Annotated in this window: 10 protein-coding genes; 1 reads left to right on the top strand and 9 read right to left on the bottom strand. The window is 69.7% G+C overall.

Translation table 11 applies throughout. The features are described 5' to 3' along the window. Positions 1-113 precede the first annotated feature (113 nt). Together ASF44_RS30320 and ASF44_RS30315 are read right to left on the bottom strand one after the other, a co-directional pair. A complete protein-coding gene (locus ASF44_RS30320) occupies positions 114-2075 on the bottom strand; it encodes a nucleoside-diphosphate sugar epimerase/dehydratase (protein WP_056902954.1) in 1962 nt (653 codons plus the stop codon). After that, positions 2075-2743 carry an LON peptidase substrate-binding domain-containing protein gene (locus tag ASF44_RS30315; protein ID WP_056902953.1) on the bottom strand — a complete coding sequence of 223 codons (669 nt, stop codon included), beginning with the start codon at positions 2741-2743 and terminating at the stop codon, positions 2075-2077. The genes ASF44_RS30320 and ASF44_RS30315 overlap by 1 nt, the downstream gene beginning before the upstream one ends. 8 nt (positions 2744-2751) lie before the next feature. Here ASF44_RS30315 and ASF44_RS30310 point away from each other — a divergent pair, with 8 nt between their 5' ends. Next, positions 2752-3306 carry a YggT family protein gene (locus ASF44_RS30310; protein WP_056902952.1) on the top strand — a complete coding sequence of 185 codons (555 nt, stop codon included), beginning with the start codon at positions 2752-2754 and terminating at the stop codon, positions 3304-3306. Here ASF44_RS30310 and accD read toward each other — a convergent pair whose 3' ends face one another. The 7 genes from accD to asd form a co-directional block, all read right to left on the bottom strand. Continuing rightward, positions 3307-4185: an acetyl-CoA carboxylase, carboxyltransferase subunit beta gene (accD, locus tag ASF44_RS30305; protein ID WP_056902951.1), complete on the bottom strand. Its 879-nt coding sequence runs from the start codon at positions 4183-4185 to the stop codon at positions 3307-3309. 37 nt (positions 4186-4222) lie between these two features. Then, positions 4223-5032 carry a tryptophan synthase subunit alpha gene (gene trpA / locus ASF44_RS30300; protein WP_056902950.1) on the bottom strand — a complete coding sequence of 270 codons (810 nt, stop codon included), beginning with the start codon at positions 5030-5032 and terminating at the stop codon, positions 4223-4225. Further along, positions 5029-6297, bottom strand: coding sequence for a tryptophan synthase subunit beta (gene trpB / locus ASF44_RS30295; protein ID WP_056902949.1), 1269 nt, complete (start codon positions 6295-6297; stop codon positions 5029-5031). Before trpB ends, trpA begins: the two co-directional genes overlap by 4 nt. After that, positions 6272-6976, bottom strand: a complete 705-nt coding sequence (locus ASF44_RS30290) for a phosphoribosylanthranilate isomerase (RefSeq protein WP_056902948.1) — start codon at positions 6974-6976, stop codon at positions 6272-6274. The genes trpB and ASF44_RS30290 overlap by 26 nt, the downstream gene beginning before the upstream one ends. 76 nt (positions 6977-7052) lie before the next feature. After that, entirely contained in the window at positions 7053-7835 is a 783-nt protein-coding gene (truA, locus tag ASF44_RS30285) for a tRNA pseudouridine(38-40) synthase TruA (protein WP_056902947.1), read from the bottom strand. A gap of 25 nt (positions 7836-7860) precedes the next feature. Further along, on the bottom strand, positions 7861-10356 hold the full coding sequence (locus ASF44_RS30280; protein ID WP_235579395.1) for a FimV/HubP family polar landmark protein: 2496 nt from the start codon (positions 10354-10356) through the stop codon (positions 7861-7863). Positions 10357-10614: 258 nt separating this feature from the next. After that, complete coding sequence (gene asd, locus ASF44_RS30275; RefSeq protein ID WP_056902945.1) at positions 10615-11778, bottom strand: aspartate-semialdehyde dehydrogenase; 1164 nt, start codon at positions 11776-11778, stop codon at positions 10615-10617. Positions 11779-11870: the final 92 nt, after the last annotated feature.

Below are 11870 nucleotides of genomic sequence, written 5' to 3'. Positions count from 1 at the left end.
GCCGCCTGGCCATCGACATGCTTGGAAGCACAATGCATTTTCCGGCGGCGATGGCGGCCTGCCTTGGCGCATGTGGGGTGTACCACTGGCTGATGCGCTGCATCCCTTCGACCTCAGGGCATCGCCGAAGCACAGAGGACGCCATCGGTTTTAAAGCCAGGGACCAGCTGCTGCAGCAAGTTGAGCATGCGGCCGCTTTCTCCGTGGCGCGCCGCAGTGGTCAACTCTCGCAGGGGGGGGGCCAATGCAGCCCAAGTCAAATGTTCCTCTTGCGCTCGCAGAATGCGCGGATGCTCAGTGGGCTCTGGGTCGTTGCCAATCAGCAATTCTTCGTACAGCTTCTCGCCTGGCCGCAGGCCGGTGACCGTTACGGCGATGTCTCCTTCCGGATGCCCCGCATCGCGCACCCGCAATCCCGAGAGGTCGATCATGCGCATCGCCAAGTCCAAGATCTTCACAGGCTGTCCCATGTCGAGCACGAACACGTCGCCGCCTTGCGCCATCGCGCCGGCCTGCAGCACCAGCTGCGCCGCTTCGGCGATGGTCATGAAATAGCGCGTGACCTCCGCATGCGTGACGGTCAGCGGCCCGCCGGCGGCCAACTGGCGTCGGAACAGCGGCACCACGCTGCCACTGGAGCCCAGCACGTTGCCAAAGCGCACCATCGAGAACCGGGTGTGGTTGGTACGCGTCTCGGCGCCGGCATCGGCAAGCGCTTCGAAGTCGACCTGCGTTTCAGCCGCCAGGGCCTGCAGTATCAACTCGGCCACCCGCTTGCTGGCGCCCATCACGTTCGTGGGCCGCACCGCCTTGTCGGTGGAGATCAGCACGAAGTGCTCCGCGCCACCGGCGATGGCCGCGCGTGCGAGGTTCAAGGTGCCCAGCACGTTGTTCATGACGCCTTCGGCGGCATTGACTTCGACCAGCGGCACATGCTTATAGGCCGCGGCGTGGTAGACCGTGGTGGGCTGCCAGCGCTGGAACAGCGCCGCCAGCCGGGCGTAGTGCACCACGCTGCCGAGCACAGGCACCAGTTCCACGCTGCTGCCCAACCGCGCTGCCAGCCCCTGCAGTTCCTCGTGGATGCTGTACAGCGCGAACTCGCTGTGGTCCAGCAGCACCAGGCGTGCAGGCCGTTCGCGCAGGATCTGCCTGCACAGCTCGCCGCCGATGCTGCCGCCTGCCCCGGTGATCAGCACCGTGCGGCCGGCCAGGTTGCGCGCGAGCAGTTCGGGCCGCGGCGGCACGGGTTCGCGGCCCAGCAGGTCTTCGATGTCGAGTTCGTGGATGTCCTGAACGCTCACGCGGCCGCTGGCCAGGTCGGCCAGGCTGGGCAGCGTGCGCACATGCACGGGTAAGGGCTGCAGGCTGTTGAGGATCTGGTTGCGCCGTTCGCGGGCCGCGCTCGGAATGGCCAGCAGAATGTCCTGCACGTGCAGGCGCGCCACCAGCGTGGGCAATTCGCGCGGCGCGAACACGCGCACGCCGTGGATGCTGCGGCCGACCTTGGCTGCATCGTCGTCGATGAAGCCGAGCAGCCGGTACGGCTGCTGGCCGTTCAGCAGCGCGGCAGCGGCCTCCGCGCCGGCCTGGCCGGCACCGTAGACCATGAGCCGCCGGGGCGCGCGCAGGCCGCGCCGCGCCTGCCCATCCAGCCATGCGCGCGCGAGCGTGCGGCTGGCCAGCACCAGCAGCAGGAAGATCAACGGCTGCAGGATGCCCAGGCTGCGCGGCACGACCGACAGGCCGGCGTTTTGCATCACGGCCAGCGCGGCCAGCAGCATGAGCGCGTACAGCGCGATGGCCTTGGCGGTGGCGAGCAGCGTGGCCACGCCCGTGTAGCGGAAGATGGCGCGGTACAGCCCGAAGCGCACGAACACGGGCACCGACAGCAGCGGCGCCACCGTGTACACGGCCCACTGGTCCTGCTCGGGCCAGTGCAGCGTGTCCAGGCGCAGCGTGAAGGCCAGCCAGGTCGCCGCCAGCGAGAGCAGCACGTCCGTGGCCACGACCACGGCGCGCTTGACGGCGCGGGGCCAGCCAAGCACGGCGGAAGAAGCGCGCGCCGCCGGCATCAGGCTTTGTCGTGCCGCGCCAGCAGATCGCCCACCAGCTCCAGCCGCACCAGCGGGTTGTCCAGTTCCATCAATTGCTGCTTGACCGTGGGCGGCAGAGGCAGCAGCTCGCACCAGCGGTTGGACAGCCAGCTGCAGTCGTCCCAGCGCCAGGGCGCGCGCAGCGGCCATTGGTCCTCGGGGATGGCGCGCGCGCGCCAGCTGTCCAGCAGTTGTTCGAGCGCCGTGGCCACCTGGCGCAGGTCGTCGGGCACGGGCACGGGCGCGTCGTCGGGCAGCGCCTGCACGTCGGCGGTCCACAGGCCATGCGGCAGCTGGCGCGCGGACTGGATGCGAAAGCGCGTACCGCCTTCGCTGACGATGTGCATAAGCCCCGGTTGCGGCCGTTCGACCGTGCGCAGATGGGCCAGCGTGCCGACTTGAAGGAACTCTTCTGCCGGCGCGCCGGCACGGCGCACCTCGCTGCCCTGGTGCAGGGCCACCACGCCGAAGGGCTTGCCTTCGCGCTGGCACTGCCCGATCAGGTCGAGGTAGCGCACCTCGAAGATGCGCAGCGGCAGCAGGCCGCCCGGGAACAGCACGGAGGACAGCGGAAACAGGGGCAGGGGCGAGGGGATCAAGGGGCCGGCAGGATTGTTGCAGCCGCTATCATCCCATGCGCTTTTCATAGGGCCGCATGCTGTATCAAATCTTCGCCTTTCTGCTCGAGGTGGCCGCTGGCCTGCTGGGCAGCGCCTGCCTGCTGCGGCTGTACATGCAGCACCAGCGCATTCCCTTCGGCAACCCCATCGGCAACCTGGTGTTCGCGCTGACCGATTGGCTGGTGCTGCCGCTGCGCAAGGTCTTGCGGCCCGTGGCGCGCTGGGACCTGGCCAGCCTGGCCGGCGCCTTCCTGCTCAAGCTGGCGCAGTATTTCCTGCTGTGGCTGCTGACCGGCGGGGCGCTGGTGGTGGTGCCGGTGATGGCGGTGTTCGGCGTGATCGGCCTGGTGATCTACGGCCTCACCGGCCTGTTGATCGTGTACGCCGTCCTGTCCTGGGTGCAGGCGCAGTCGCCGCTGTACGACGTGGTCGCGCGGCTGGTGGCACCGCCGCTGCGGCCCCTGCGGCGCATGGTGCCGCTGGTGGGGGGCATGGACCTCACGCCCTTGATCCTGCTGGTGCTGCTGCAGGTGGCGTCCATCGTGCTCCAGCACGCCTTGCGCGGCGTGCTGGGCGCGATGAGCTTCTGATCAGCTGGCGCTGACGGCGTCGGCCGGCTGGCGCTGCAGCATGGCCAGCGTGCTGGCGATGGTGCGGCGCAGGTCCTTGCGGTTGCAGATCAGGTCGACCGCCCCCTTTTGCTGCAGGAACTCGGCGCGCTGGAAGCCTTCGGGCAGCGTCACGCGCACGGTGGACTCGATCACGCGCGGGCCGGCAAAACCGATCAACGCCTTGGGTTCGGCAATCACCAGGTCGCCGACGAAGGCGAAGCCGGCGCTCACGCCACCCATGGTCGGGTCGGTCAGCACGCTGATGTAGGGCAGGCCCTTCTTGGCCAGGCGCGTGAGCGAGGCATTGGTCTTGGCCATCTGCATCAGCGACAGCAGGCCTTCCTGCATGCGCGCGCCACCGGTGGCGGTGAAGCAGATGAAGGGCACCTTCTGGTCGATGGCCGCATGCACGCCGCGCACGAAGCGCTCGCCCACCACGCTGCCCATGCTGCCGCCCATGAATTCGAACTCGAAGCAGGCGACCACCACGTTCAGCCCATGGAGTGCGCCGCCCATGACGACCAGCGCATCCGTTTCCTCGGTGTTGTCCAGCGCTTCCTTGAGCCGCTCGGGATACTTGCGGCTGTCCTTGAACTTGAGCGGGTCCATGGGCAGGACCTCGTGGCCGATCTCGTAGCGGCCTTCATGGTCCAGGAAGCTGTCCAGCCGCGCGCGGGCCGTGATGCGCAGGTGGTGCCCGCAGGTCGGGCAGACGTTCAGGTTTTTCTCCAGATCCGTCTTGTAGAGCACGCTCTCGCAGCTCGGGCACTTGATCCACAGGCCCTCGGGCACCTGGCGGCGCTCGGCGGGGTCGCTGGGCTGGATCTTGGCGGGAAGCAGTTTTTCGAGCCAGGACATGGGATTGGCTACTCCGGTGGGACGAACGGGGAGGGGATTATGCGTCGAGCGCCGAACGGATGCCGCGCAGGAACCCGGCGGCCGTGCTGGCGACCCGGTCGCGCGGCTGGTCGTCGAGCAGCTGGATGATCTTGCTGCCGATGACCACGGCGTCGGCCACGCGGCCCACGGCCTGGGCCGAGGCCGCATCGCGGATGCCGAAGCCGACGCCCACGGGCAATTGCACATGGCGCCGGATGCGCGGCAGCATGGCCTCGACGGCCGCCGTGTCCAGCGTGCCGGCGCCGGTGACGCCCTTGAGCGAGACGTAGTAGACGTAGCCGCTGGCGACATCGGCCACCTGGCGCATGCGCTCGTCGGTCGAGGTGGGCGCCAGCAGGAAGATCAGGTCGATCTCCTTGGCGCGCAGGCGGGCGGCGAAGTCCACGCATTCCTCGGGCGGGTAGTCGACGACCAGCACGCCGTCCACGCCGGCGGCGGCGGCGTCGCGCGGGAAGCTGTCTTCGCCGTGGCGCTGCTCGTAGCGCTCGACCGGGTTGGCGTAGCCCATCAGCACCACGGGCGTCAGCGCGTCCTGGGCGCGGAAGGCCTTCACCATGTCCAGCACCTGGGCCATGCCGATGCCCAGCGCCAGGGCCTTCTCGCCGGCCTGCTGGATCACGGGGCCGTCGGCCATCGGGTCGCTGAACGGCACGCCGAGTTCGATCACGTCGGCGCCGGCGGCAACCATGGCGTGCATGAGTTCGGGCGTGACATCGGCATAGGGGAAGCCGGCCGTGACGTAGGGGATCAGGGCCTTGCGGCCGTCCGCCTTGAGCTTGGCGAAGGTGGATTGGATGCGGCTCACAGCGCACCTCCCTTCACGGCGTGGCCGCGCATCGAGGGGCGGTCGTAGAAGTCCGCGCCCGACAGGTCGGCCACGGTGCCGATGTCCTTGTCGCCACGGCCGGACAGGTTCACGAGGATGCTCTGGTCGGGCCGCATGGTCGGCGCCAGCTTGCGGGCGTAGGCGAAGGCATGGGCCGATTCCAGCGCCGGGATGATGCCCTCGGTGCGGCACAGGTAGTGGAAGGCGTCCAGCGCCTCGGTGTCGGTGGCGCCGACGTACTCGGCGCGGCCGATGTCCTTCAGGAAGGCGTGCTCGGGGCCCACGCCGGGGTAGTCCAGGCCGGCGCTGATGCTGTGCGTCTCGGTCACCTGGCCGTTCTCGTCCTGCAGCAGGTAGGTGCGGTTGCCGTGCAGCACGCCGGGGCTGCCGCGTTGCAGCGAGGCCGCGTGCTTGCCGCTGTCCAGCCCCTGGCCGGTGGCTTCCACGCCGATCAGGCGCGTGCCCTCGTGTCCGATGTAGGGATGGAAGATGCCGATGGCGTTGCTGCCGCCGCCCACGCAGGCCAGCACGGCGTCGGGCTGCTCGCCCTGGCAGCCGGCAGCCCGCAGCATCTCGGGCATCTGCACCAGGCATTCGTTGCCGATGACGCTCTGGAAGTCGCGCACCATCATCGGATAGGGGTGCGGGCCGGCTACGGTGCCGATGATGTAGAAGGTGTTGTCCACATTGGCGACCCAGTCGCGCATGGCCTCGTTGAGCGAGTCCTTGAGCGTCTTGCTGCCGCTGTCCACGGGCACCACGGTGGCGCCCAGCAGCTTCATGCGGAACACGTTGGGGCTCTGGCGCTTGACGTCCTCGCTGCCCATGTAGACCACGCACTCCAGGCCGTAGCGCGCGCAGATCGTGGCCGTGGCCACGCCGTGCTGGCCGGCGCCGGTCTCGGCGATCACGCGCGGCTTGCCCATGCGCTTGGCCAGCATCGCCTGGCCGATCACGTTGTTGATCTTGTGCGCACCGGTGTGGTTGAGGTCCTCGCGCTTCAAGAAGATCTGCGCGCCGCCATGCTCGCGGCTGCTGCGCGCGGCGTGGTAGACGGGCGAGGGACGGCCCACGAAGTGCGCCAGTTCGCTCTTGAATTCGGCGATGAATTCCGGGTCGTTCTGGTAGCGGGCGTAGGCCTCGCGGAGTTCGGCGATGGCGTGGGTCAGCGTCTCGGAGATGAAGCTGCCGCCGTAGATGCCGAAATGGCCCGAGGCATCAGGCTGTTGATAAGGGGTCGACATGTTGAATCTTTGCAAAGTGCGCGTCGGCGGCGCGAACGGCCGCGACGAAGCGGTTGATCTTGTCGGCGTCCTTGATGCCCTTGGAGGCCTCGACGCCGGAACTCACATCAACGGCCAGCGACAGCGCGCGTGGCCGCACCTGCAAGATGCCATCGGTCACGTTTGCAGGCGTGAGTCCACCACTCAAGACGAGGTGAGAGTCGACGCTTGTTGGCAGGAGTGACCAATTGAATGCCTTGCCGCCGCCGCCGTATCCCTCGACATGGGCGTCGAGCAGGATGGCCTGGGCTGGAGAGAATTCGGCCGCGAATCTTACCAAGTCGAACGGGGCTGCGTTTCCATCCAGCGGAATGCGGGCGGCACGCAGGAAGGGGCGGGCCGGGCGCGCAGTGGCGGCCAGGCACTCGGCGAGGGTCTCGTCGCCGTGGAACTGCACCATGGCGCCTGGCACCTGGTCGCAGGCGGCGGCCACGTCCTGGGCCGGCGTGTTGACGAACAGCAGCACGGGCGTGACGAAGGGCGGCAACCGGCGCGCGAGTTCGGCCGCGCGCTGCGCGGTGACGTAACGCGGGCTCTTGGCATAGAGCACGAAGCCGACGGCGTCGGCACCGGCCGCGACGGCGGCCTCCAGGTCCTGCTCGCGCGTGATGCCGCAGATCTTGATGCGGGTTCTGGTCATGGAAAACCTCTGCCCCGGGGCGGGGCTGCGGTGGGGGTGCTCTCAGGCGGGGTGGCGCTGGAACGTCGGCACGTTCTCAAGGAAGCCAATCATAGGCAGCCGTGCGTTCCGGCAGGCCCCAATGGTCTTCGTAGCGCGGGCCCAGGAAGTACAGGCCGTCCGGCGAAAAAGTGGGGGCGGCGACCTGGCGGTTGCGCGCGGCCAGCACCTCGGCCATCCACGCCACGGGCCGGTCGCCCTTGCCGATGACCAGCAGGCAGCCCATGAGGTTGCGGATCATGTGGTGCAGGAAGGCATCGGCCTCGAATTCGAAGCGCCAGTAGGCGCCGCGCCGCGTGATGTCGATGCGGCGCATGGTCTTGACCGGCGTGCGCGCCTGGCACTGCGAGGCGCGGAAGGATGTGAAGTCGTGCTCGCCCAGCAGCAGCGCGGCTGCGGCCTGCATGGCGGCCTGCTCGAGCGGGCGGTGCACCCAGCCGATGCGGCCCCGCTCCACGCTGGGCCGCACGGGCGATTCCATCAGCACGTAGGCGTAGCGCCGGCCGATGGCGCTGGCGCGGGCGTGGAACTGCTCCGTCACCGGGCGCGCCCATTGCACGGCGATGTCGCCAGGCAGGTAGCTGTTGGTGCCGCGCACCCAGGCATGGGTCTCGCGCGCGGCCGTGGTGTCGAAATGCACGACCTGCATGAGCCCGTGCACGCCGGCGTCGGTGCGGCCGGCGCAGATGGTGCCGATGTCATGCTGCGCGAAGGTGCGCAGCGCGTGCTCGAGCTTGTCCTGCACGGTGTTGCCCGAAGGCTGGCTCTGCCAACCGTCATAGGCCTGGCCCGCATAGCTGACCCCGAGTGCCAGACGCACCGTCGATCCCCTCGCCGCGGGCTTCTCAGCCGAGGTCGGCCAGGAAGCGCTGGGCCCGGGCCTTGAGCGGCCCGGTGGCCTCGGCCAGCACCTCCTCGGCCAGCGCACGCGCACCGTCGTCGTCGCCGATGGCCTGGAATTCCTCGGCCAGGGCCAGCTTGGTGGCCAGCGGGTCGTCGGCATCGGGTTCCGGCAGGGGCTCGGCGGCGGGTGCCTTGCTGGGCGGCTCGCCGAGGTCCAGCGACAGCGAGCCCAGGTCGAACGGCAGCGGGTCGGAATCTGCGGCCGGCGCCGGTGTGGGGGCCGCCAGCGGCGCCGTGTAGGTGCTCTGCACGTCGAAGTCGAGGTCCATGGCCTCGGCCATCGGCGGGGTGGGCGGCTCCGCGTCGGGGGCGGGCTTGGCCGGAGCTGCCGGGGAGGCGGGCGGGGCCGGTGGGGCCGAGGTGTCGTCTTCGCCGAGGTCCAGGCTGATGTCCGGCATCGGCTGCAGCGCCGGTGCCGGCGCCTGCGGCGGCGCTGGCGGCGTCAGCAAGGAGTCGGGCCACAGCGATTCGCCGTCGTCGTCGGCCGCTTCCGGCGCAGGCGTTGCCGCCGCCAGGCCCGCGGCGGCCGCGCCGACGGCGGCGTCGCGCCAGAGCGGGTAGGACGGTTGCAGTTCGCGGCCCAGCGCGGCGATGGCTTCCCACTCCGGTCCGGTGCCGCCGGTCAGCGCATGCGCCTTCTCGGCGGTCGCCTGCAGGGCGATCGCGTCGCGGCGCTTGGCGTAGATCTCGGCCAGCTTGGCGTGGATGGCCACGCGCTCGGGCGTGGTGCGCAGCGCTTCCTTGAGGATCTCCTCGGCCTGCAGGTCGCGGCCGTAGGCCAGGTAGACCTCGGCCTCGGCCACCGGATCGACCTCGCTGCTGGTGTCGAACTGGCTGGGCGAATAGACCGCCGTGGCCGCTGCTTCGCTCTCGGCAGTGGTGTCCACGTGCTGGCCGCCGCTGCTGGCGAAGAACGACTCCACCGGCTCCTGCAGGCGGCCTTCCTCTTCGGCCGCCTGCCGGCGCTGGCGCGCGCGGTAAATGCCCAGTGCGGCGAGCAAGGCGATCAGCGCTGCCGCGACGGCCAACAGCAGCGGGTTGTGGCGCAGCCTGTCGAGCAGGCTGCCATCTTCCTGGGCCGTGGGCAGCGGCACGGGGGCGGGCACGGTCGTCGCAGCGGGCGGCTCCACCGCTGGCGCGGATGGCGCCGGTACCGGCGCGGGCACAGGCGCGGATGCCGCGGGTGCTGCTGCTGGGGCCGGTGCTGGTGCAGGAGAGGGCGCCGGCGCCGGTACAGGTGTGGGGGCGGATGAAGGTGCGGATGCAGCCGGACCGGCGCCGCTGGCGCCCAGCTTGTTGAGCGCATCGATGTTGCGCGACAGTTCAGCAACGCGTTCGGCCGCTTCCTTGCCGGCCTTGTCGCGCGCGATCTTTTCTTCCTGCGCGCGATTCTGGACGCCGCCCTTGGAGAGCGTGAGCCGGTCCGGTGCCGTGGCCGCCGGGCGGGTGTCGTCGACCTTGCCCTGCACCCGCCCGCTGGCCGAGCGCTGCGCCCCGCCCGGGACGGCGGGCACCTGGCCCGCCATCTGGCTGCGGTAGGCGTTGAAGTCGCGCGACTGCGCCGCAATGGTGCGCGTGGCCTCGTCCGGCGGGATGGCGGCGGCCTGGCTCGCGCTGGGCAGGTCCAGCACCGCGCCGGCGCGCAGGCGGTTGACGTTGCCATCGGCGAACGCGCCGGGGTTGCTGCGCAGCATGGCGACCAGCATCTGGTCGAGCGAGACACTGGGTGGCCGGTTGGCGGCCGCGATGCGGCTGGCGGTGTCGCCGCGACGCACGGTGGTGGTTGCCGCTGCGGCCGCAGGTGCCGGTGCAGGCGCGGGAGCGGCGGCACGCGCTGCCGGCGCCCGTGGCGCAGCGGGAGCCGGCGGCTGGGCGGGCGCAGGCGCCGGGGCTGGTGCAGGTGCCGGAGCAGGAGCAGGAGCAGATGCCGGTGGGGCCGCAGCGACTGGCGGGGCCGGCGCGCGGGCGGGTGGCGATGCCGCGGCCCCCGGTGCCGGGGCGGCGTTGGGCGCCAGCTGCGGCGCGGTCGGCACGGCGGACTGGGCCTGGCGCTGCTGCGGCGGGTCCAGCAGCAGGGTGTAGTCGCGCACGGCCCGGCCCGAGGCCCAGTTGGCCTGCAGGATCAGGTCGATGAAAGGCTCGCTGACCGGCTGGTCGCTGCTCAGCCGCAGCACGGTGCGGCCGTCTGCCCTGCGTGTCCGCTCGATGCGCACGGTGCCCAAGGCGGCGTTGTATTCGAGGCCGGCCGCGCGGAACGCCTGAGGCGTGGCGATCGCGGCCTGCAACGTGCGGGCTTCTTCTTCCGTGATGTCCGGCAGCTCGATCTCGGCACGCAGCGGTTCGCCGAGGGCCGACTGCACGGTGGCCCGGCCCAGCGTCAGCGCATGCGCATGCTGCAGCGGTGCCCACAGCGCAGCGGTCGCGGTCGCGGCCACCATGCCGCGCTTCCAACCCTGCAGAGCCGGCCTCACCTTTGGTTTGTCATCAGCCTGTTCAGCAGCATTGGAACGTTTGATCATGCAAATGGACGGGCCGACTTGGTTACTAAAAAGAACGGTAGCAGCAATGCTTTAGGCTGACAAGCTGAGACGGGTTCGAACCTGGCGCTGCTTCCAGCGCCACATTCTCGCTGCACTGCAATGTTGCCAGACGACAACGGCCCGCCATGGGCGGGCCGTGCCAAGGGGCCGCGGGCTTCAGGCCTGCAGCAGCACGCGCAGCGTGCGGCGCAGCGGCTCGGCCGCGCCCCACAGCAACTGGTCGCCGATCGTGAAGGCGCCCACGTATTCCGGCCCCATGGCCAGCTTGCGGATGCGGCCGACCGGGATGTTCAAGGTGCCGGTGGTGACGACGGGCGTCAGGCCCTTGAGCGTGTCCTCGCGCGTGTTCGGCACCACGCGCACCCAGTCGTTGTCCTGCGCGATCATGGCCTCGATGTCGGCCAGCGGCACGTTCTTCTTGAGCTTGAAGGTCAAGGCCTGGCTGTGGCAGCGCATGGCGCCGACGCGCACGCAGAAACCGTCGACCGGCGTGATGCCGGTGCCGAAGGACGGGCCCTGGCCCAGGATCTTGTTGGTCTCGGCGCCGCCCTTCCACTCTTCCTTGGACATGCCCCATTCCGCGTCGTCCTGCGACTTGCCCAGTCCCAGGTCCTTGTCGATCCAGGGGATCAGGCTGCCGCCCAGCGGCACGCCGAAGTTGGCCGTCTCATCGGCCGTCAGGGCCTTCTGCTTGGCCAGCACCTTGCGGTCGATTTCCAGGATGGCGGACTTGGGGTCGTTGAGCAGGTCGCGCACCTCGTTGTGGATGCTGCCGAACTGCGTCAGCAGCTCGCGCATGTGCTGGGCGCCGCCACCGGATGCGGCCTGGTAGGTCATGGTGCTCATCCATTCGACCAGTCCGGCCTTGTAGAGCGCACCCACGCCCATCAGCATGCAGCTGACCGTGCAGTTGCCGCCGATCCAGTTCTTGCCGCCCTTGGCCAGTGCGCGCTGCATCACGGGCAGGTTGACCGGGTCGAGCACGATGACGGCGTCGTCCTTCATGCGCAGCGTGGAAGCCGCGTCGATCCAGTGGCCGTTCCAGCCGGCGGCGCGCAGCTTGGGGAAGACTTCAGAGGTGTAGTCGCCGCCCTGGGCCGTGATGATGATGTCGCAGCGCTTGAGCGCGGCGATGTCGTAGGCGTCCTGCAGCGTGGTCTCGTTCTTGGCCTGCGCGGGGGCCTTGCCGCCCGCATTGGAGGTCGAGAAGAACACCGGCTCGATGAGTGCGAAATCGCCCTCGGCCTGCATGCGGTCGATCAGGACCGAGCCGACCATGCCGCGCCAGCCGACGAGGCCGACCAGATTACCTACCTTCATCACATTGCCCTTTCAGTTGAAAAACAAACAAACAGCGCCTCGCGGACTGCTCGCCTGGCTCGTCGGAGGCCAGGAAGGGGCGCACGACGAAC

This window comes from Pseudorhodoferax sp. Leaf274 (genome assembly GCF_001422445.1).
GTDB lineage: Bacteria > Pseudomonadota > Gammaproteobacteria > Burkholderiales > Burkholderiaceae_C > Pseudorhodoferax.
The sequence above is the reverse complement of the archived record's forward strand: the minus strand, read 5'-3'. Positions and strand labels throughout refer to the sequence as shown.

Coding starts and splice junctions, on each gene's coding strand:
- ASF44_RS30310 (WP_056902952.1), top strand. CDS start 2,752: ATGCTGTATCAAATCTTCGCCTTTCTGCTCGAGGTGGCCGCTGGCCTG.
- ASF44_RS30315 (WP_056902953.1), bottom strand. CDS start 2,743: ATGAAAAGCGCATGGGATGATAGCGGCTGCAACAATCCTGCCGGCCCC.
- trpB (WP_056902949.1), bottom strand. CDS start 6,297: ATGTCGACCCCTTATCAACAGCCTGATGCCTCGGGCCATTTCGGCATC.
- ASF44_RS30320 (WP_056902954.1), bottom strand. CDS start 2,075: ATGCCGGCGGCGCGCGCTTCTTCCGCCGTGCTTGGCTGGCCCCGCGCC.
- asd (WP_056902945.1), bottom strand. CDS start 11,778: ATGAAGGTAGGTAATCTGGTCGGCCTCGTCGGCTGGCGCGGCATGGTC.
- accD (WP_056902951.1), bottom strand. CDS start 4,185: ATGTCCTGGCTCGAAAAACTGCTTCCCGCCAAGATCCAGCCCAGCGAC.
- ASF44_RS30290 (WP_056902948.1), bottom strand. CDS start 6,976: ATGACCAGAACCCGCATCAAGATCTGCGGCATCACGCGCGAGCAGGAC.
- ASF44_RS30280 (WP_235579395.1), bottom strand. CDS start 10,356: ATGGTGGCCGCGACCGCGACCGCTGCGCTGTGGGCACCGCTGCAGCAT.